Source organism: Stutzerimonas stutzeri, from assembly GCF_024448935.1.
In the GTDB taxonomy this organism is placed as follows: domain Bacteria; phylum Pseudomonadota; class Gammaproteobacteria; order Pseudomonadales; family Pseudomonadaceae; genus Stutzerimonas; species Stutzerimonas stutzeri_AO.
The window spans coordinates 1-17,963 of record NZ_JAMOIE010000013.1; the positions used below are offsets into that span (position 1 = coordinate 1).

General features: G+C 66.8%; 25 protein-coding genes. All 25 read right to left on the minus strand.

Translation table 11 applies throughout. From position 1 onward, the window contains the following. Positions 1 to 2,399 (minus strand): phage tail tape measure protein (locus NA637_RS05695; protein WP_256071364.1); only part of this gene is annotated, 2,399 nt, incomplete at its 3' end. Beyond that, complete coding sequence (locus NA637_RS05700) at positions 2,389 to 2,511, minus strand: GpE family phage tail protein (protein WP_256071365.1); 123 nt, start codon at positions 2,509 to 2,511, stop codon at positions 2,389 to 2,391. The genes NA637_RS05695 and NA637_RS05700, both read right to left, overlap by 11 nt. An 8-nt stretch (positions 2,512 to 2,519) precedes the next feature. Next, positions 2,520 to 2,816 carry a phage tail assembly protein gene (locus NA637_RS05705; protein WP_256071366.1) on the minus strand — a complete coding sequence of 99 codons (297 nt, stop codon included), beginning with the start codon at positions 2,814 to 2,816 and terminating at the stop codon, positions 2,520 to 2,522. 55 nt (positions 2,817 to 2,871) lie between these two features. Next, a complete protein-coding gene (locus tag NA637_RS05710) occupies positions 2,872 to 3,387 on the minus strand; it encodes a phage major tail tube protein (RefSeq protein ID WP_256071367.1) in 516 nt (171 codons plus the stop codon). A 47-nt stretch (positions 3,388 to 3,434) separates the two neighbouring features. Continuing rightward, complete coding sequence (locus tag NA637_RS05715; RefSeq protein ID WP_256071368.1) at positions 3,435 to 4,607, minus strand: phage tail sheath protein; 1,173 nt, start codon at positions 4,605 to 4,607, stop codon at positions 3,435 to 3,437. A gap of 147 nt (positions 4,608 to 4,754) precedes the next feature. Next, the gene (locus NA637_RS05720; protein WP_256071369.1) at positions 4,755 to 5,807 is read right to left on the minus strand and encodes a reverse transcriptase/maturase family protein; all 1,053 of its coding nucleotides are present in this window, start codon (positions 5,805 to 5,807) and stop codon (positions 4,755 to 4,757) included. A 308-nt stretch (positions 5,808 to 6,115) separates the two neighbouring features. Next, positions 6,116 to 6,457 (minus strand): diversity-generating retroelement protein Avd, encoded by a 342-nt coding sequence (gene avd, locus NA637_RS05725; protein ID WP_256071370.1) that lies wholly within the window; start codon positions 6,455 to 6,457, stop codon positions 6,116 to 6,118. A 62-nt stretch (positions 6,458 to 6,519) separates the two neighbouring features. Further along, positions 6,520 to 7,632: a hypothetical protein gene (locus tag NA637_RS05730; protein ID WP_256071371.1), complete on the minus strand. Its 1,113-nt coding sequence runs from the start codon at positions 7,630 to 7,632 to the stop codon at positions 6,520 to 6,522. An 18-nt stretch (positions 7,633 to 7,650) separates the two neighbouring features. Continuing rightward, a complete protein-coding gene (locus NA637_RS05735; protein WP_256071372.1) occupies positions 7,651 to 7,968 on the minus strand; it encodes a hypothetical protein in 318 nt (105 codons plus the stop codon). Between the two features lie 12 nt (positions 7,969 to 7,980). Beyond that, positions 7,981 to 8,907 (minus strand): hypothetical protein, encoded by a 927-nt coding sequence (locus NA637_RS05740; protein WP_256071373.1) that lies wholly within the window; start codon positions 8,905 to 8,907, stop codon positions 7,981 to 7,983. Positions 8,908 to 8,921: 14 nt separating this feature from the next. Next, positions 8,922 to 9,371 (minus strand): hypothetical protein, encoded by a 450-nt coding sequence (locus tag NA637_RS05745; RefSeq protein ID WP_256071374.1) that lies wholly within the window; start codon positions 9,369 to 9,371, stop codon positions 8,922 to 8,924. Further along, positions 9,368 to 10,783, minus strand: a complete 1,416-nt coding sequence (locus NA637_RS05750) for a phage tail protein I (protein WP_256071375.1) — start codon at positions 10,781 to 10,783, stop codon at positions 9,368 to 9,370. The genes NA637_RS05745 and NA637_RS05750 overlap by 4 nt, the downstream gene beginning before the upstream one ends. Next, positions 10,741 to 11,619 carry a baseplate assembly protein gene (locus tag NA637_RS05755; protein ID WP_256071376.1) on the minus strand — a complete coding sequence of 293 codons (879 nt, stop codon included), beginning with the start codon at positions 11,617 to 11,619 and terminating at the stop codon, positions 10,741 to 10,743. Before NA637_RS05755 ends, NA637_RS05750 begins: the two co-directional genes overlap by 43 nt. Then, positions 11,616 to 11,966 carry a GPW/gp25 family protein gene (locus tag NA637_RS05760; RefSeq protein WP_256071377.1) on the minus strand — a complete coding sequence of 117 codons (351 nt, stop codon included), beginning with the start codon at positions 11,964 to 11,966 and terminating at the stop codon, positions 11,616 to 11,618. Before NA637_RS05760 ends, NA637_RS05755 begins: the two co-directional genes overlap by 4 nt. Beyond that, on the minus strand, positions 11,963 to 12,496 hold the full coding sequence (locus NA637_RS05765; RefSeq protein WP_256071378.1) for a phage baseplate assembly protein V: 534 nt from the start codon (positions 12,494 to 12,496) through the stop codon (positions 11,963 to 11,965). Before NA637_RS05765 ends, NA637_RS05760 begins: the two co-directional genes overlap by 4 nt. 68 nt (positions 12,497 to 12,564) lie before the next feature. Then, positions 12,565 to 13,023 carry a phage virion morphogenesis protein gene (locus tag NA637_RS05770; RefSeq protein WP_256071379.1) on the minus strand — a complete coding sequence of 153 codons (459 nt, stop codon included), beginning with the start codon at positions 13,021 to 13,023 and terminating at the stop codon, positions 12,565 to 12,567. Then, a complete protein-coding gene (locus NA637_RS05775) occupies positions 13,016 to 13,543 on the minus strand; it encodes a phage tail protein (protein ID WP_256071380.1) in 528 nt (175 codons plus the stop codon). The genes NA637_RS05770 and NA637_RS05775 overlap by 8 nt, the downstream gene beginning before the upstream one ends. Next, positions 13,540 to 13,803 carry an Rz1-like lysis system protein LysC gene (gene lysC, locus NA637_RS05780; RefSeq protein WP_336605492.1) on the minus strand — a complete coding sequence of 88 codons (264 nt, stop codon included), beginning with the start codon at positions 13,801 to 13,803 and terminating at the stop codon, positions 13,540 to 13,542. Before lysC ends, NA637_RS05775 begins: the two co-directional genes overlap by 4 nt. 282 nt (positions 13,804 to 14,085) lie before the next feature. Further along, positions 14,086 to 14,292, minus strand: a complete 207-nt coding sequence (locus NA637_RS05790; RefSeq protein WP_256071382.1) for a hypothetical protein — start codon at positions 14,290 to 14,292, stop codon at positions 14,086 to 14,088. Further along, positions 14,289 to 15,107, minus strand: a complete 819-nt coding sequence (locus NA637_RS05795; RefSeq protein WP_256071383.1) for an N-acetylmuramidase domain-containing protein — start codon at positions 15,105 to 15,107, stop codon at positions 14,289 to 14,291. Before NA637_RS05795 ends, NA637_RS05790 begins: the two co-directional genes overlap by 4 nt. After that, positions 15,104 to 15,427: a phage holin, lambda family gene (locus tag NA637_RS05800; protein WP_256071384.1), complete on the minus strand. Its 324-nt coding sequence runs from the start codon at positions 15,425 to 15,427 to the stop codon at positions 15,104 to 15,106. The genes NA637_RS05795 and NA637_RS05800 overlap by 4 nt, the downstream gene beginning before the upstream one ends. A gap of 18 nt (positions 15,428 to 15,445) precedes the next feature. Next, entirely contained in the window at positions 15,446 to 15,655 is a 210-nt protein-coding gene (locus tag NA637_RS05805; protein WP_256071385.1) for a tail protein X, read from the minus strand. Next, entirely contained in the window at positions 15,655 to 16,119 is a 465-nt protein-coding gene (locus tag NA637_RS05810; RefSeq protein ID WP_256071386.1) for a head completion/stabilization protein, read from the minus strand. The genes NA637_RS05805 and NA637_RS05810 overlap by 1 nt, the downstream gene beginning before the upstream one ends. 96 nt (positions 16,120 to 16,215) lie before the next feature. Further along, positions 16,216 to 16,938 carry a phage terminase small subunit gene (gene gpM, locus NA637_RS05815; RefSeq protein ID WP_256071387.1) on the minus strand — a complete coding sequence of 241 codons (723 nt, stop codon included), beginning with the start codon at positions 16,936 to 16,938 and terminating at the stop codon, positions 16,216 to 16,218. Positions 16,939 to 16,941: 3 nt separating this feature from the next. Beyond that, entirely contained in the window at positions 16,942 to 17,952 is a 1,011-nt protein-coding gene (locus NA637_RS05820) for a phage major capsid protein, P2 family (RefSeq protein WP_256071388.1), read from the minus strand. Positions 17,953 to 17,963: the final 11 nt, after the last annotated feature.

Genomic DNA, 17,963 nt, shown 5'->3' on the forward strand with positions numbered 1-17,963 from the left:
CTGGCCGGCGCAACTACGGGCGTATCGGGTTGCGCGGCCAGTGCTAAGGGCGCGGCGCTGATCCCCAGGGCTACAGCCCCGGCGGCGGCGAGGCGCTTGGCGGCGGCGGTCACCTGCTTGAGCGGCCCGCCCTCGCCCGCCTGAAGGCCCTGCTCGAGGCCGGCCATGGTGTCACCACCAAGCCCGGCGAACACGCGCGACGGGGAATGGATGCCGAGCAGGCTCTTGAAGGTGCTGACCACGCTGTCAGCGGCGCCGGATATGGCGGAGGTGAGCTTGGGAAACATGCCCGTGACGCCGCTGATCAGCCCCTGGATCATGTTGCTGCCGAACTCGCTGAATTTGTTCGGCAGGTCCACGCCGAAGTAGCTCATCACGCCGGCGAAGGCGCGGTAGAGCAAGCCCAGCGGGCTGAAATTGAGCAGCAACGCGCCGATGCCGGCCAGGCCACCGGACACGCCCTCGCGGATCTCCGACCAGATGCCGAGGAAAAACGTCTTGATCGGTTCCCAGTTGCGGTAGATCAGATAGGCGCCGCCAGCGATCGCGGTGATCGCCAGGCCGATGGGGTTCATCAGCAGCGCCCGACCGATGAACAAAAGCCCCTTACCCACCAACGGCAACGCGGTCTTGCCCAGGTTCATCAGCGTGGTGGTCATGCCCAGGCCCTTGATGCCGAACAGCGTCATGCCGTAACGCACCATGGCGAACGGGCCGAGGATGCTGGCGATCGCCAGGGTGAGCCCGCCCATGCCGGCCATGAGGATGGCCACGCCTGCTGCTGTTTTGACGATGTTGGCGGCGAGCTTGGGGTTCTCGGCGATCCAGCCCTTCACGCCGCCGATGATGCCGGTGAGCGTCTGGGTGATCTCGCGCATGGGGCCGTTCTGCTGTTCCTGCAGTTGGATGCCCAGGTCTTCCCAGGCGCTGCCCATGGCGGAGAGGTCGCCGCGCAGGTTGTCGGCCATGGTCTTGGCCGTGGCGCTGGCTTCGCCCTCGGTGGCTTTGAGGGTGCTGACGAACTCCTGCAGCGCGCCGCTGCCGGCTTGCTTGACCAGCACCTGCAGGCCCGCCACGGCCTCTTCGCCGGCGATGGCCTTGAGTAGGCCGGCGCGGTCGGCGTCGCCCATGTGCTTGGTTGTCTTGTAGATCTCCTGCAGCACGGTGGGCAGGTCACGCAGGTTGCCCTGGGCGTCCACGGCGCTGATGCCGAGCTGGTCCAGTGCTTCGGCCGCTGATTTCGGCGGTGCGCTCAGGCGGTTGAGGATCGACCGAAGCGCGGTGCCGCCCATGCTGCCCTGAATGCCCGCATCGCCCAGCTTGCCCGCCATGGCGGCGACGGTCTCGATGTCCTGCCCTACTGAGGCGGCAACGGGCGCGGCGTACTTCATCGTCTCACCGAGCATCTGCAGGTTGACGTTGGAGCGGGTAAAGGTGCCGACCAGGACGTCACCCAGGCGCGCGGTTTCGCTCGCTTCCAGATTGAAGCCGGTGAGGATGTTGGAGGCGATGTCCGCCGTTTCAGCCAAGCCACTGTCGCCGGCTTTGGCCAGATCCAGCATGCCGGGCATCGCCGCCTGGATGGATTGCGCCTTGAAGCCGGCCATGGCCAGGAAGCCCTGGGCCTCAGCCGCCTGCCCCGCGGTGAATTGGGTGTTGGCACCCAGCTGGCGGGCCTGCTCGCGCAGCGCCGCCATGTCTTCGGATGCGGCATCGAGGCGGGTCAGCGACTGGACCTTGCTCATGGCGGCGTCGAACTCGAGCCCAGGCGCCATCAACCGCGCACCGGCGTAGAGGATGCCGCTGCCTGTGGCCAGCCCACCGGCGCCGGTGGCGGCCATGCTGCCGGCCAGCTGCTGGGTGCGCTCGTACTGCGCCTTGGCCTGGCCGAGGCGTTTCTGCTGGGTGGTGAGCTGCTTTAACCGCTGCTCCTGCTGAGCCAGCGTCTTGTTGGTGCCCTCTACGCGCTGGCGCAGCTCGCGCTCATGCTGGCCGAGGTTGTGGGTGCTGATGCCCGCCTCGCCCAGCTTGCCGCGCAGGCCCTGGAGCTCGCGCTGTTGTTCGCTGTGCTTTTGCTTGAGGGCGTGGCCCTGGCGGACCGCGCTCTGAAATTCTCGCGTCAGCGCTCGGGTGGGCGTGGCAGTGCTGGCCATTTCGCGCGAGAGCGCCTTGACGCGCTCGCGGTTGGCCTGCATGGCGCTGCCGGTTTGGTCAGCAGCGCCCTTGAGGTTACGGAATGAACTGATGTCCTTCTGCAGGGCCTGCAGGCCCTTGAGCTCGCCGCGGGTGTCCTTGAGTGCACGGCCCAGGCTGGTGGCGCCGCTGGCAATGGTGCGCAGCGGCCGCGTGGCGTTGTCCAGCGCTTTCAGGTTGACCTTGAGGTTCAGATCACGCGCCATGCGTGCGCTCCCATCGTTCGATGGCGCGCTCGCGCCAGTCCATCAGTTCATCCAGCGGCATGGCGTTCATCTGCTCCGGCCCCCAGTGGAACACCAGGGCGATGTCGGCCATGGCCTCGTCTACGCTTCGAGGGAGCCGGCCGTCTTCTGCAAAAAACCCGCGATGGCATCCGCGCAGCCCAGCAGATCGGCCACGTCCAGGGCGGCGACTTCCTGCTCGGTAAGGGTCGGCTGGCTGATGCGCGGCACCAGGCGAATGGTGGCGTTGACGTCGCCGTTGATCAGGTCGGCCAGCTTGAGGCCGCGCAGCTCGCCGGCAGCCGGCTTGCGCAGGGTGATTTCGGTGATGCTGTTCTTCTCGCCGCGCTGGATCGGCTGCTCGAGGACGATGGGGTCGCTTTGGGTTGGCTTGCTCATGGGGTTGCTCCTTGGATTGAGTCAGGAGCGCCGGCGCGTGCGCCGGGCGCCGGGCTTACAGGCCGATGGCCTTGCGGTGTTCGGCGAGGCGGTCGTCGCCGTTGACGATGAAGACGTAGTTGAGCAGGTCGATTTCGATCTCGACGTTGCCGTCCACGCTGAGCTTGTAGTAGCTGCAGGTGGTGGTGAAGGAATGCTCGGTGTCTTCACCGGGCTCGGCATCGCCGAAGTCGATTTCTTCATGCCGGCCGCGGACCACTACTTCGACGGCGGTGACCGCGCCGGTGTCGTCCTGCTGCACGGAGCCGGCCCAGCGCAGCATCACGCCGTCCGCCTGCACGGCGCCGAACTGGCGCAGGACGGTCAGGTCCCAGCCGCCGAGGGTCCATTCGAGCTGGATGCCATCGTCGGAATGGCCCATGTCGACCTTGACGGGGCCGTCCATGCCGGCGCCGCGCCAGGCTTCCAGCTTGCGGCTGAGGATGGGCAGGGTGACGGACTTGCACTGGCCAACGTAGCTGTTGCCGTCGTTGAACAGGTTCATGTGCTTGAGTTTCTTGGGCAGGGCCATGGCTGGGCGCTCCTACGGCGCGGCCGGGGCCGCGCAGGTGTATGGGGTTAGGCGTTGACGCGGTTGGCGAAGTCGACCAGGTAGCGGTCGGTGATGCGCTGGCGCAGCATCAGATTTTCCAGCGGCGGCACGGGCGTGTAGTCGTAGTCGAGATACAGCTTGCCGGCCTTGAGGGTGTCCTTGTCGTTGGCGGCCTCGTCGTACCAGCACTCGCCGCCGATCAGGTAGCCGTTGCGGATCAGCTCGCGGAACTTGGCGTTGATGCCTTCGACGATGTCGCGCACGAGGCTCGCGTGCATCGGTTTGTCCACCGCCCAGAAGTGCGCCTCGGCCATGGTGTCGGCCAGTACCTGGGCGGTGCGGGTGTAGTTCTCGAAGGCGAACAGCGGGTCGGCGCTGGTGGTGCGACTGCCCCAGAAGCGGAAGCCGTCACGGCGGATCAGGGTGGTGACCTCGTCGGCGTTGAGCAGGCCGGCATCGGTGGCCGGATTCTGCAGGTCGAAGTAGATGTCTTTCGAGAGGCCGGTGACGCCGTTGACCGGCACGTTGGAGAGCGTCTTGTGCCAGCCGATCTGCTCGTCCAGCTTGGCGCGCAGGCCCAGGGCGCGGGCGATGGCGCTGGCCGGCGCGTTGGCGTTCGCCACGGTGTCCCAGGAGACGAAGTCCGGCCAGATGAGCATCAGCTCACGGGCGCCGAAACCGGCGCGGTAGGCCAGGGCCTCGGATACGGTCTCGCAGCCGTAGGCGTTGGCGTAGGCGAAGCCGCGCAGCTGCTCGGCAATGCTGACCAGCTCGGCGGTGACCGGCAGCGAGTCGAGCCCCGGCACGCCGAGAATGCGCGGGCGCACGCCCAGCTGGGCCTCGGCGGCGAGCAGCGCCTTCATGCCCAGGTATTCGCCGGCGGGGCTTACGCCGCCGATGAGGTTGCTGGTTGTGGCGGCTTCGTCGATGCCTTCTTCCACGCGCACCACGACGGTGACGGGCGAGGCCTGGTCGGCGATGGCATCGAGGCTGCGGGCCAGGGTGCCCTGCTCGCCGGCGGAACCGGAGGCGGTGAGCACGTCAGTGAGCAGCACGGGTTTGTTCAGCGGGAACGTGACCGCATCGGCATCGGATGCGGTGCAGACCATGCCGACCACGGCGGTGGCCACGGTGCGGATCGGGCGCGTGCCCTCGTTGATTTCGACGACGCGCACGCCGTGATGGTAATCGGTGGCCATGGGTAAAAGGCTCCTGGGGCAAGTGCCAGATCAGTGAGCCTTGATCGTGACGCGCGCGCGGCGCGACCGCACCGTGCGGGCCGTGTAAGGGGTGGCGCTACAGCACGCCGAAGCCCGCCGCGGCGATGGCCGCTGCCGGGCGGGCGGTCAGGCATGGCCGGCGCCCTTCGAAAAGCGGAACTCGGACAAGATCTTCTCGCGCAGGCCAAGGGTGTCCGCATGGCTGGCATGGGCAATCCAGCTATGCACGACCGGGCGTATATGTTCGTGATCTATGCGGCCTTCAGCGTAATGGCGCTGTAGTCGTTTCAAGCTGGTCTTTATCCGCTTGATGCTGTCGCGACGAAGGCGGCGATGGGTCGGGTATATGCGATAACCCACGAAGTCGAGCGCCAGTCCGTTTTTGTTTGCGACTGGTGTTACTTGCGTCTTGTGGTTTGTTCGTAGCTGCAGGTTCTCTTGCAGCCAGTCTTCTATATGTGCGCGCGCAGAGTGCAGGTAGTTCTTGTCGTGGTGGATGATGCAAAAGTCATCCATGTAGCGAATGTACTGCTTGACCTGCATGTTCTGCTTAACTTCGACGTCCAGTTGGTGCAGGTAGATATTGGCCATCAACTGGCTTGTCAGGTTGCCAATCGGAATACCGTAATCAGTATCGGCGCCATCGGCGTAAATAACGGTGCGGATCAGATCAAGCGTGCGCGCGCAGGCGATGTTGCGCGCGAGGATATGCAGGATGGTGGGCCGGTGAATGCTGGCGAAGTATTTCGCGATATCGGCCTTCAGCGCGTAGACGCGGCCGTGGCCGCGCTGGGTCGCGCGCAGGTAGTGCTCAACACGATCGGCGCAGGCATGGGTGCCGCGCCCCGCCCTGCAGGCGTAGCTGTCGGCGATGAAGCGTGCCTCGAAAATGGGCTCGATGATGTTGTTGATGGCATGCTGCAGCACGCGGTCGCGGAACGGCAGCGCGGCGATTTGCCGGGGCTTGGGTGACAGAACGGTGAAGTAGCGGTAGGCGCCGGGGCTGTAGCACTGCCAGATCAGTTCGTTCTGCAGCGCGATCAGGTTGCCTTCCAGGTCCATTTCGAAACGCAGCACTTCGCGGTTGAGGCGCTTGCCTTTGCGTGCCTTTGTCCAGGCGTCGTACAGGTTCGCGAAGCTGTAAATCTGTTCGTACAAACCGCCATAGCTGGTAGGCATGGCTGTTCCTTAGCCGGTCGGCAGTAGTTCCACTCTGAGAGATAGTGCGGTCGGCCCAGCGTTCAATTCCGTTACTGGCTGGGGCCGGCCTGTTGATGTTTCGGTTTTCACCGAGGCTAGTGCGTCCTTTTGTGTGTGTACTGCCCAGCAGCCCGTAAGCGACTGGTTTCGGACTTAACACAAGAGCGGGACGGGCGCCGATGTTGCTGTTCGCGTTCGAGCGAGGGTTGTTCAAGTTGAGATAGCGCAACCCGGCATTGGCACCGTTGTTCCAATTGCCACCACGAAACGGCAGGCGAGTTAACGCATTAGCCCTGTTGCGATTTCATCCAGCCGCCGATCATTCGCCCCAGCTCATCATTCATTCTGGCCCAATGCTCATATTTCTTAAGGTCAATATATTGCAGGCTGAAAGCCGTGCGTACTTGTGACCGAAGAACATCAAGCTCTGCGTCAAGATCGGTGAGAGTGGTTTTCTTGTGATAGCGCTTGTTGCAGATGATGATCATGCGGAGCAACTTCCACACGGTTTCCCGTATTTCCGCTCCTAGCACATGCCGTTCGAACTTTGGGAAGTGTCGAATGGTGACATAGGCGTACTGGATCATTTCTTCACAGCGCTGGCGAATCAGTAGATCGGCATGCGACACAGAAGCTCCTTAAAGGCAGAGCGCGCTATCGCGCGCCCCGCAGATTGCCATTAGGCAGATTGTCAGAGCACAAAAGCGGGCCGGGCGCCGAAGTTGCTGCCGACGCTCGAGCGCGGGTTGAACAGGCCGAGATAGCGCAACCCGGCACCGGAGCCGCTGTCCCAGCCGCCACCACGGAGCGGCAGGCGCTCGCCGTAGTTGCGCATATAGATGGTGTCGCTGTCGGCGATATCGGCATGCCGGAACAGCCCCAGGGCACGCAGGATGGACGGCACGGTGACGCCAGCCGCAGTTGTGAGGGAGTTGAATACCCCGCTCATGCTGCCCGCGGCGTTGCTGCTATCACCGGCGGTGCCGTTGCGGTTGACGATGGTGTCGCTCAGGATCGGCGTGCCGCCGTTGCCGGTGGTGGTCGCGGTCGGCGAGTCGAACTTCGCTGTGCCGGCGGTACCAGGTGCAACCAGGGCGCCGTCGCTCAGGCGAATCGCCTTCCAAGCGGTGGAGCCGGAGGACAGATCAGCGAATGCCGCATCGTTGTTCGGGATGATCTGGATTTCGCCGTCAACCAGGCGCAGACCGCCCTGCCATTCCCACACGTTGCCAACCAGATCGGACACGCCGGCCGAGCTGTTGTCATGGCGCCACGATGCCGGGCCGGAGCCAGTCAGCACGCAGCCATCGCCGGATGACGCGCCAGGGCTGCCGCCATCGACGCGGCGGGCGGTCTCGAAGGTTGAATCGGAGCTGAGGCCGTAGTTGGTGTTGCCGCGCGGCGTGAAGCCGTTTTTGTGGCACCACAGCTGCAGCGCGGCCCATTCGGCGTTGGTCATAATGTGCCAGCCGGCGCCGTTGGCGCGGACGGTGCTGTTGAAGCTGTCGAAGTTTGTGCTGCGCGCAGGATCAACGCCGGGCAGGCTCAGCAGCTCGCCATTTTTGATGATGCCGGCGTAGCTGCCGAGGAACAGTTCGCTCTTCTGCGCGCCGTTGACGATGAATGCCGGGTGAATGCCGGTACCCAGGTCAGCAGAGGCGTCGGCGACGTCCTGCAGGTTGAACGCGGGGATGACGTTCATATAGGTCGGCTGACCCTTGGCGGTGCGCAGCACGGTCTGGCGGCCACCGGAGGCGGCCTCGACGGAGGCGCGCAGGTCGTCTTTGATGTGAATAGTTGGCATGTGCAGGCTTCCTTTCGGTTAGGCGGTGGGCCACAGGGTGATGACGAGGGTGTTGGGGTCCAGCGGCAGGCGCTCGGCGGGCATCAGCTCGTCGCCGGTTTCATCGTCTACCAGCGGCGCGCTGTACTGCGCGGGCGGGATGGCGATGTGGGCCAGGTACGCGCCGGCACCGCCGATCTGCGCGGTTGCGCCGTTCTGGCGGATTTCGACGGTCTCGGTCGAGTCGCCCTGGTGCGCGACGGCATCGACGACCACGCCGGCGACGGTGATGGACGTGCCGCTGACGGCGAAGTCCGCGACCGGCTGGCCGGGCTGAATCAGGTTGATCTGAGGCATGGGTGCGGCTCCTTAGTTGTTCAGTTTGCTGACGCGGTAGCGCAGGCGGATGTCATCGGCGGCGGACGCCAGTTCGAGGGTGAAACCGTTGGTGGCGCGGCTGGTGATGTTGACCGCCTCGTTGTCGCACGGCGCGCCAACCGCGCTGACCACGTCGAGATCGAGGCGGTAGTCGTTGGCCGACAGCGTGTTGATCGGCACGAAACGGGTCGCCGGGCTGTCCAGATAGATCGGGAAACCCGCCTCGACGCGGCGCACGCTGGTCAGCGTCACATTGGTCAGGTTGGGGTCGGTGGCGTCGGTGTTACCTGCCGGAATGGTGATGCTGTACAGGCGGATCGCACCGGCCGGCAGCGCTTCCCCGATGGCGGTAATGGCCATGCGCCAGCCCGCGGCGGAGTTGAACAGGTAGGCCTGCACGGTGGCGCTGCCGCTGCCGATGTTGCTCGGCACCGAGGCGACGTTCTCGCCGCTGTTGACGGAGAAGGCCCGACCCCTGGCAAAACACACGCCCGCCGCGAGGTTCAGGTTGCGCGCCGCGACGGTGGATTTGGTGGCCGTGCAACCGCGGACGATGCCGCGGTTCTCCAGCAGCAACTCCCCCTCCTGCTGGATCTGCTGCTTGAGCGCACGCACCGAGCGGTTAGCGACAGCCGCCTGCTCCAGCGCGTACATGGTCGAGACGGCCAGGGTGTCCTGGGAGTCGACGTCCACCTGCGCCAGGTCGCTCTCTATTTTCACCAGCCGGGCCGGCAGGCTCGGCGTGGCGCCTTTGGCCTGGTCCACCAGATCGGCGCGCGCCTTGAGGTAGGCGGTGCGGTTGGCCAGTTGCCGGGCCTGCACGTTGGCGATGCCGTTGGCGCCGCCGAGCACGGGGTCTGTCGTTTCGATCTGGTAAACGCCAGATTCCCACTGCGATGTTTCGTTTACGTTGGCCATAAGGGCTCCTCTTTTCAGAACAGGATGGTCCACGAGCCCGTCAGCGACAGGTCGGCATCTTTTTCAATGGGTGCGCGCGACTTGCGGGCGAACAGCGTGCCGTCCGCGCAGATCAGCCCGAACTCGGTGATGGCCCGGCCGTTGGCTTCGCCCGCGGACAGCGACCAGTCGAAGCGCACATGCCCCGGCTGCGGGTACGCGGTGGCGCTCAGCGGCTTGATGTGGGCGCCGGTCAGGGCGCTGTCTTGCGGTGAGGCCGGCGAGAGGCCTACGCCGAAACCGATGCGGTTGATGTGCCGATTCGCCGGGTCGCCGCCGATCAGCCGAGCCAGCTGGCTCTTGGCGCCGTTCACGATCATGTTTCGCTCGTCGATTTGCTCAATGAGCTGCGGGCCGTGCGGCGTGTTGCGCCAGACCTGCAGGCAGAAGTCGCCGCGTAGCGGCTGGGTGTCGGTGAGATTCATGCGGCCTCCGTTTGGTAATGGGTGTCGCCGGCATAGGTGGCGGCGCCGAGGTAGTGCTCGGCACCCGCGAAGCGCTGAGCGCCGTCGTAGGTGCGGTGCGCGGCAAACGGCCGCCGGCCGTTATAGCGGCGCAGACGGGTGATGGTGATCGGCATCGGCAGATCCTCGGCGACTGGGGCGCTGTGGCCATGGTCGAGGTGGCCGTCGTAACGGGCGCCGGCATCGTAGAGGGGGCCGCGCGATTGGCGGTCTGCCCAGGCGATGCTGCCGGCTATGGGGCAGCGCTCGATCTCGGCGTCATAACGTGCGCCCGAGGCGATGCTGCCGGCGTAGGCGAGGCTGGCGTCATGCGCGGCAGTGCCGTCGTAGCGGGCCGCGCGGCCCTGGTCATAGGCGAGGGCGCCGTCATGGCGATGGCGACCCCAGGGGTAGGCGTCGGCCTGCTGCACGGCGGCCGAAGCGACTGCATCGTCGGCGCTGGCGATGCGGTCGGTAGCGACATGCGCCGCCAGCATGGCGAGCGGCAGATCCTCGGCGACGGGGGCGCTGTGGCCATGGTCGAGGTGGCTGTCGTAACGGGCGCCGGCATCGTAGAGGGGGCCGCGCGATTGGCGGTCGCTGATCGTTAGGGTGCCCGACGCGCGGGCATCCTCGCGCGCCGAGTCGTAGCGGATGCCGGCCGCCGAGTAGCCGCGGTGATTGGCCGTGCCGTCATGGCGCAACGCGCCGTCATGGTGATGCAGCGTGCCTTGGTCGTGCCGCACGCTGCCGTCGTAGCGATAACGGCCCCAGGCTAGCGTGTCATCTGCGGTCAATTGCCCGGCGGTCAGCGGACGATCGGCGCTGGCCACCTGATCAGAGGTGCTCGCGCGGTACTGCAGGCCCACCAGGTGACTGCGCTGCGGTTTGAACTCTTCGATGATGTCGATGATTCGCCGGGTCTGCGCCCCGCTGATGCCCTGCGAGTCGCCAACATCGGCGACCGCCCGGAACTGCGCCCAGCCGTACGCGCTGTAGGTGTCGGCGCCGGTGTAGGCGATGGCCGCGTCGTAGCGGGCAACAGGCAGGCGCTCGTGCAGCTCCAGGTCGTTGAAGCCGCCCATCTTCATGGCCTCACGGATGCTCCAGGGGGTGCCTTTGCGGCGATGCAGGGCAATTGACCGGGCGATCAGTGCGCGCTGCTGGTCCGTGCTGACGGCCAGCGCCCAGCCCTCGGTCTCGCCCAGGTGCAGCGCCCAGGCCAGGTAGGGCAGCAGGTGCTCTGGGCAGCGCCATGGATTCCAGAGGCGGCCCAGCTCGACAGGCAGATCTGGGCGCACTGCATCGCTGATGGCGCGCTCCAGTGGCGTGCCGTTTGGCGGTAGCAGGCTCATGTATCCACCTCCCCCAGTTGCACATCGATACCTGTGCACAGCGCCGCCTGTTGCGGGCCGATCACGAGCGAGGCGGCAGGCTGCAGCAGGTCCACGCGCATGACGCCGGGCTGATGCAGCGCGGCATGGAGCCCGGAAACGGTTATGTCGTGGCCGAGTCGAAATTGGCTCGCAACGTACTGCTGGCAGGCGGCGAGCGCGGCGGCACGCACTAGCGCTCTGTCCGGCCCGGGCAACGTGGCGAGGCTGGCCTGGACGCTGAAGGTGACGACGGTGGCGGGCGCCGCGGTGACGTCGTCGCAGATGGGCCGGACGTGATCGGCGTTGAGTGCCTCGGCGACGGCGGCCAGCAGGGCCATCGAGGGCACGCCTGAGGGGTGCGCGGCTGACGGTTCAGCCAGCAGGGTGACGCGGACCGTTCCTGGGACGGGGCTATCGATGTACACGTCGCGGACGTCGACCGAGGCGCCGAGCGCGTGGTAGCGGTAGGCCAGCCGGGGCCCGGCGCCGGTGGTGCCTTCCGGCGCCAGTTGGGCGCGCGCGCGCAGGCGCGAATCCGACTCACCAGGCAGGCGCGCCGTCTCGAGGTTGGCGGCCAGGTTGTCCAGGTCCGCCCCTGTTGCATACGCCAGCATGCAGGCGCGCGCGGCGTCGTTGATGCGTTGACGCAGGATCAGTTCGCGGTAGGCATTTTCCTGCAGCAGTTTGGTGAGCGGCTCTGATTCCAGTTCGAGCAGTGCGGCCATGGCGGCCTGCTCGGCCTCTGGATAAAGGCTCAGCAGCCGCGCCTTGCGCTCGGCGAGGATCTGTTCGTAATCCAGTGGCTCGATGATGTCTGGCGGCGGCAGCAGGGAGAGGTCGATGGCGGTGGTCATGTGGCGGCTCCCAGTTGCAGCGGCACGCGCAGGCTCAGCGGTTCGTTGCGGTCGACGCGGGTGCCGTCGACGTCGAGCACGGCGCTGCCGCCTTTTTCAATGGCGAGGCTCACGCGGCTCAGGCGGATGCGCGGTTCCCAGCGCATGAGGGCGATGGCGACGGCGGCGTAGGCCTGCAGGCGGGTGGTGTCGTTGAGTGGGGCGTCGATCAGGTCGGGCAGCAGGCTGCCGTATTCGCGGCGCATGACGCGCGAGCCGAGCGGGGTGGTGAGGATGTCGCCGATCGATTGGGCCAGGTGCGCGGTGTCGCTCAGGGCGCGGCCGGTGGTGCGCGACATGCCGATCATTGCGGCGCTCCGGTGCTGCCCGGGCCCGTGTCTACGCCGCCGTGGGTGTGGTTGACCAGGCTGATGCCGGATGCGACCACGTCTTCGCTGACGGTCACGGTGCCGGTGATATCGACATCGCCGAGGACGCTGAGGCCGCCGGGCGCGTTGATCTGCGCCTTGCCTCCACTTGGCAGGGTGGCGGTGAGCGTGTGGCTGGCGTGGTCGTAATCGATCACAGCGCCGTCCGGGTAGGTCCGGCGGCGCACGGTGGCGCTGTTCGCCGGGGCCGGACGTTGCTGCGAGTAGAGCCCGACCAGGGCGACGCCCTGCGCCGGTTCGCCGCTAGGCGCGACGAGAATGCATTGTTCGCCGACGGTGGGCGGATCCCAGTCGAGGCTTGCGCCGGCGCGCAAGGCGAGCCAGGGCAGATTTGGGACGCTGAGGCCGCCGGTGGTGACCGTGCAGCGCGCAGCCTGATGGTCCACCGCGGCGATGGTGCCGAGGCGGATCAGGTTGTCGAGGCGGCGGATGAGGTCGGTAATGTTCATGGCCCCATGCTGGCGGTCGCGCGCGCGCTGCGCATTCGCTGGGCCGTGTAGCGGCTGCCGTTACAGGGTCAGCGCACCAGGTGCTCAACGAGCCGGTCGCGGATCAGTTCCAGGTCCGCTGCGCTGAAGCCCAATAGTTCGCGGCGGGCATATTGGGTATCCGGCGTTTGGCGACCGGGTTTGTCGCGTAGGCCGTACTGGTGAATGCGGGCAATGCGTGACACGCGGCCGGCGAAGCCGAGGGCGATGTTCGAGGCATCGCTCTGCAGGCGCAGGTAACGGGCGGTGCGCAGCTTGGCGAACATCTTGCGCTGCTTGATGCGCCCGGCCTTGGCACGTAGCGGCTGGCGGGGTTTGCGCGGGGCGTAGGCGGTGCCGTCCGGGTTTTTCTGGGTGGCGATGCGCTGCTGCTGGCTGCGGCGCAGGTCGCGGGCGATGGCACTGGTGACTTTGCGGCGCTCGGCGGGCTGCAGCTGGTTGAGCAGCGCGCCGGCCCAGTCCTCGAGGGCGCTCAGGTCGTCAGCCATTGCTGGGGCCTGGGTGCGGGCTGGCGATGTCGGTGCCCATGCCCTGGGTGCTGTCCCATTCGGCCAGCAGTTCGCCGTTGCCGAACAATTGCCATGGCCCGGCCGGGGAGAACTCGTCGAGCGGGGGCTCTGGCGGGTGGTCGACCTGCAGGGTGCCGTCATCCAGCCGCGTGACGATCACGCGCTCGGTGAGCGGCAGGGTGACGGCCAGGTCCACTTTGCTGTTGTCGAGGATGTCGGCCTCGAATTTTATGGCGTCCCTGCCCTTCTCAAGGTTCTCCATCAGTTCGCGCTGGTTGACCAGCACCCAGGCAAACAGCGGGATGGCGATGGCGTCCGGATGGCCGGCGTAGTCGGTGAGGATGAGGTTGAGCGTGTAGCTGTATTCGAAGGACAGGCCCGGCGCGGCGGTGCTGCGCAGGCTGCCGTTGTCGATGAAGGTGAGCAGCCGGTCGGGGTTGCGTTTGAGTTCGGGGATGGCGGCCACCAGGTGGGCGCGCAGGGATTCGGGTTTGTTCATGGCTGGGCGCTGCGCTGGTTGTGGTCCACCACCAGGTCGACCCGGGCGGCGCATTCGGCCCAGGCGCTCATGAGGTAGTCGCTGTCGTCGCTGAGCTCGCCGTTACTGGCCGGGGCTGCCGGGCTGAGCGTGCAGCGCGGCACGACTGGACAGCCACTGACGATAACCTGCGGCTCCGGTGATGGCGGGGCGGTGGTGCAGGCGGCGAGCAGCATCAGGCAGAGGCTGAGCAGCCCAAGTCGCATGGGTTGGGTCTTCACGGCGGCGTTCCTTCTTGTTGAGCTGGTCGATGGCGCGGGCCTGGTGCAGGTCGCTGAGCGTTTTTTGCAGGGCCTGCTGGTCGAGACGCTGGGTGGCGACCTCGCCGGTGAGGCGGGTGATGGTGGCGGCCTGCCGCTCGTTGCGCTGGTCGGCTTGCTGCTGGCGTTCGGTGGCCAGATCCGCGCGGGCGGTTTCGGCATCGATGCGTTGGGCCTGGTAGTTGAGGGCAACCGCCATGGCGATGAATGCGGCCGCGACAACGAGCCAGGCCTTGACGCTGGTCATCGGCGGTACCAGCCGGCGAGGTTCATGGCCTTTTCGTTCAGCTGGCGCACCTCGCCGATCAGCACCAGGCAGCGCACGCCCGGTACCGCGACGTGCAGGGCCTCGGCGAACTGCTCGGCCAGCGCTGGCGGCGTGTCCGCCGGCAGCTCGAACACGTCGCCATCCTGGGGGCGGTGCTGGCGGATCTGTGCGAGGTCGATCATGCGGCCTGCTCCTGGGCGTGCTCGGCGGCGAACTGGGCATAGGCGCGGGCGAGCTTGACGTCGTAGAGGTTTTTGGCGTAGGCCGGGCCGTTGTAGCCCTTGGCGAAGGCCTTCCAGTGGCGGGCCTTGAGGGCTTTGTGCAAGGCCGGGTCGGTCTCGATGAAACAGACGAAGGCGTCGAGCTGGGCGGCCTCGCTGAGCTGCATGCAGTCGGCGAAGTGCTGTGCGTCCAGGTAGCCGAGGCGCGCCCAGTGGTAGCCCATGATCTGGAACAGGCCCCAGCTGGCCGATTCCAGCGCCGACGCGGTGTGGATCTGCTTGGCTTGGGCCAGGCGCTGATGCTCGACGGTGCCGCCGGCGTAGCCACCGGGGCGGCGGTTGACCAGGGCGGGAAACTTGGCGGCCAGCGCGTCGGCTTCGGCTTCGGTCAGGCCGTTGGCCTGCAGGCGCTCGAACATGACGTGCCGCTCGAAGAGGATCACCGGACGGCCGTTGCTGGCGAAGCCCGCGCCCCTGCTCTCGACCTGGTTGACGGCCATGACGCTGGCCAGCGGCACGCCGAGACGCTCGGCGGCCTCGCGCAGGTCTTTTTGCTTGAGCAGGCGGGAGGTGTCGGCGCCGGCCAGTGCGGCGAGGGTTTTAGCCCCCGCCACGCCATCGGCCACCAGGCCGACCTTGCGTTGGTAGGCGCGCACGGCGGCTTCGGTGGCGGCGCCGAAATCGCCATCCACGTACAGGCCGGCGCCGTGGCCGTTGAGCTGGGTTTGCAGTTGACGCACGGCCAGGCCGCGCGAGCCGTTACGGAGTACGGTCATAGCTGGTCCGCCTTGCGCTCGAACACGCGCTTGGCGCCGGCGCGCACGCCTTCGGCACCGACCAGGCCAATGATGCCGCCGAAAAACGGTGCGGCGGACAGTGGAATTCCGAACAGGCTGAGCCCGTGGCTGGCGGCGAGCGTGATCAGCCCACATACCAGCGACTCGCAGCAGATGCGCCGCAGCGAGCCGCCGCCGAGCATGAGGCGAGACCCTGAGATAGCCGCGGCCAGGCCTGCGGCGTACAGGATCGGGTAGTTTTGCTCGAGCAGGGCGGCGAGCCACGCCCAGGTTTCAGGTCTGTCAGGCATGCGCTTCATTCCAGTGTCCATAGTTGTTCAGTCCCATAGGTTCACCATCTGCCGGCGCTCGGCCTGCGGCGCGGCGTCGGGCAGGGTGATCAGGGTGCCGTTGGGGATGACCGGGCCGTGATCGGCCAGGCCGGGGTTGGCGGCGAGCACCTGCTCGACGACGCCGGCGGTACGGCCGTAGTGCCGCCAGCAGAGGGCGTCGACGGTGTCGCCCTGCTGGGCGCGCAGGCTGGCCATCAGATCAGTTCCACGGTGGTGTGCACGCGCCCGAGGATGCTGCGGATGGCCCAGCGGACATCGCGGCGGTATTCGTCGGCGGTGGGCGTGAGGGCTTCGGCGCGCTCGGCACCGTCGCCGGTGGCGCTGTAGTCGCGGTAGCGCTCGGCCAGCTCGGCACCGGCGCTGCAGTAGATGGCGCGGCGGTAGAGGTGCAGCAGCTGGCTTTCGCCCTGGATCTGCTGGGCCGGCACGGTGGCCAGCGCGGCATGCCCTTCGGCTTGGCGCTGGGCCTGGTAGTCAGCGAGCTCGCGGTTGACTGCGATCACCGCGTTGACGGCGGCGACTTCCAGGCGGGCGTCGGTGATGCTGCCGTCCAGGCGCAGGGATTCGCGCAGGTGCTGGCCGTCCAGGTCGGGGAACCAGCCATCGTTGGTGATGGGGTGCGGCGCGGTGCTGCCCCCTGCTGCGATGAATGCGCTCATGTTCTTGCCCTTGGTTCGGCGGTGGTCGGGGCGTCACGACGAGGCAAGGAGTAAACCTGTCGATCAGCCCCGAGCCGCCGAGTGCGTGGGGGACGCTCAGTTAGCGGGTGGCGCGGCGGCCAGAGCCGGCGCGGTGTCCGCGTGTTTTTTAAGCAGGCGCTCGACGCGCTCCAGATCTTTTTTGCCGCCGCAGTTGCTGTGCAGGTCGATGGCGCTGACGAGGTGGGCGCGGGCTTGTTCGAGCCCTTCGGCGTTCGGGGCGGCTTCGTCCAGCTCGGCCAGGTAGGCCTTGCCCAGCGCCAGGTGCAATTTGGCGCGGGCCTGGTCCGGCATGTCGTGCGCGGCGGTGATATCCACAGCCAGCGTCAGGACGCAGCGGTCAAACGGCGCGCCGGCCTTCTGCTGCTTGAGTGCGGCATTGGCCACCTCCTCGGCCAGCAGGCAGCCGGTGGTGCGCTCGAAACGGTCAGGCATCTTGAGGTTGTGCTCGAGCACGTAGCGGCCGATGTTCAGCGCCGCGGCGTAGTCACCCGCGTCGATGTTCCAGACCATCAGCGTGGTGAGCACGTCGTCCTGGGCGCCGTTGCCGGCGGCCAGCACGCCTTCGATGTAGGGCTGATAGGCCGGGATGAGCGAACGCTTGAGCTCGGCCTTGCCCTGCTCCGACTGCACCTGCTTGAGGCGCAGCCGGTCCTGGTTGAGTTGCAGCAGCTGCTGTTCGTAGGCAGTGGCGCCGGCCATGGACCGCTCCGGCGCTACCTCAGCAGCCTGCAACGCCGCGCGTTTGCGCAGCTGGTTGCGTTGGGCTGGGCTGAGCATGGCTTACACCGCCTCGATGTTTTCGACCAGGGCGACCAGACCGAAGTCCTCGATCACGTAGGCATCGTTGCTCGACTGGTAGTCGGCGATGCGGTCGTACTCCGGCTCATCCTTCACATGGCGGCGGCGCGCGCCTTCCTGGAAGTAAATGGAGAGGTTCGACAGGGTCGTGACCAGCACGGTGCCAGCCGGGAAGAACGGTGCGTCGACGACCGGCAAGCCGCCGATGCGCGCGCGGGTCATGATTTCCTGCGCGGCGTTCTCTTCCTGGTTGGAGGCGGCGCCCTTCTCGACCGCGGCCAGCAGTTTGTCGTGCATCAGGTCGCGGGAAAGCATGACGACCAGGTCCGGACGGCTGCGGTGCCAGGGCTCGAGCATCTGCACGGCGTCGAATACCACGCCATCCAGGGTTTTGTAGTCGCCGGCGGAGCCGACGGTGACCTGGCCGGAGGCGGCGACCACTTCGTCCAGCACGCGATCAGGCGCGCCAACGCGGACCTTATGCAGCCAGCCGATGTTGACGTCTTCGAGCATGGGGCTGGTGGCGATGTCGGTGGCCGGCGCCGCTGCGGTGCCGTTGAAGCCGATCATGATGCGGTCCAGGGCCTGGCGCTGGGCGATGGCGGCGGTGAGGCGCGTCTGGAAGTCGGGGAATTTGGCCCAGGCGTCGATCAGTGCGTAGGGGAAGGCGCTGTCGAAGTTGGTCTGCTTGCAGGCGTAGCTGTCCTTGGCCAGGGTCTGGCGCTGCGCCGGGTTGCGGCGGTTGCCGGCGCCTGTGTTGGTGCGGCTGGCGATCGGGCCGTTGACGCCCAGCAGGATGGCCTCGCCTTCCTGCTCGGTGACGCCGATGATGTTGATCCGGCCGAGAAACGCGCTCGATTCCTGGATGGCGGTCTCCAGGCTCTGCTGCACGGACGGCAGGACGTTGAACTTGACGATGGCCGAGGTGATGCCGTTGAGCTTGGCGACCTGGTCCAGGTAGCCGTTGAATTTGAGGCGGGTTTCGTTGCGCATGGGTGTGCTCC

Coding starts and splice junctions, on each gene's coding strand:
- NA637_RS05700 (WP_256071365.1), bottom strand. CDS start 2,511: ATGGCCGACATCGCCCTGGTGTTCCACTGGGGGCCGGAGCAGATGAAC.
- NA637_RS05705 (WP_256071366.1), bottom strand. CDS start 2,816: ATGAGCAAGCCAACCCAAAGCGACCCCATCGTCCTCGAGCAGCCGATC.
- NA637_RS05710 (WP_256071367.1), bottom strand. CDS start 3,387: ATGGCCCTGCCCAAGAAACTCAAGCACATGAACCTGTTCAACGACGGC.
- NA637_RS05715 (WP_256071368.1), bottom strand. CDS start 4,607: ATGGCCACCGATTACCATCACGGCGTGCGCGTCGTCGAAATCAACGAG.
- NA637_RS05720 (WP_256071369.1), bottom strand. CDS start 5,807: ATGCCTACCAGCTATGGCGGTTTGTACGAACAGATTTACAGCTTCGCG.
- NA637_RS05730 (WP_256071371.1), bottom strand. CDS start 7,632: ATGCCAACTATTCACATCAAAGACGACCTGCGCGCCTCCGTCGAGGCC.
- NA637_RS05735 (WP_256071372.1), bottom strand. CDS start 7,968: ATGCCTCAGATCAACCTGATTCAGCCCGGCCAGCCGGTCGCGGACTTC.
- NA637_RS05740 (WP_256071373.1), bottom strand. CDS start 8,907: ATGGCCAACGTAAACGAAACATCGCAGTGGGAATCTGGCGTTTACCAG.
- NA637_RS05745 (WP_256071374.1), bottom strand. CDS start 9,371: ATGAATCTCACCGACACCCAGCCGCTACGCGGCGACTTCTGCCTGCAG.
- NA637_RS05755 (WP_256071376.1), bottom strand. CDS start 11,619: ATGACCACCGCCATCGACCTCTCCCTGCTGCCGCCGCCAGACATCATC.
- NA637_RS05760 (WP_256071377.1), bottom strand. CDS start 11,966: ATGATCGGCATGTCGCGCACCACCGGCCGCGCCCTGAGCGACACCGCG.
- NA637_RS05765 (WP_256071378.1), bottom strand. CDS start 12,496: ATGAACATTACCGACCTCATCCGCCGCCTCGACAACCTGATCCGCCTC.
- NA637_RS05770 (WP_256071379.1), bottom strand. CDS start 13,023: ATGGCTGACGACCTGAGCGCCCTCGAGGACTGGGCCGGCGCGCTGCTC.
- NA637_RS05775 (WP_256071380.1), bottom strand. CDS start 13,543: ATGAACAAACCCGAATCCCTGCGCGCCCACCTGGTGGCCGCCATCCCC.
- NA637_RS05790 (WP_256071382.1), bottom strand. CDS start 14,292: ATGATCGACCTCGCACAGATCCGCCAGCACCGCCCCCAGGATGGCGAC.
- NA637_RS05795 (WP_256071383.1), bottom strand. CDS start 15,107: ATGACCGTACTCCGTAACGGCTCGCGCGGCCTGGCCGTGCGTCAACTG.
- NA637_RS05800 (WP_256071384.1), bottom strand. CDS start 15,427: ATGAAGCGCATGCCTGACAGACCTGAAACCTGGGCGTGGCTCGCCGCC.
- NA637_RS05805 (WP_256071385.1), bottom strand. CDS start 15,655: ATGGCCAGCCTGCGCGCCCAGCAGGGCGACACCGTCGACGCCCTCTGC.
- NA637_RS05810 (WP_256071386.1), bottom strand. CDS start 16,119: ATGAGCGCATTCATCGCAGCAGGGGGCAGCACCGCGCCGCACCCCATC.
- gpM (WP_256071387.1), bottom strand. CDS start 16,938: ATGCTCAGCCCAGCCCAACGCAACCAGCTGCGCAAACGCGCGGCGTTG.
- NA637_RS05820 (WP_256071388.1), bottom strand. CDS start 17,952: ATGCGCAACGAAACCCGCCTCAAATTCAACGGCTACCTGGACCAGGTC.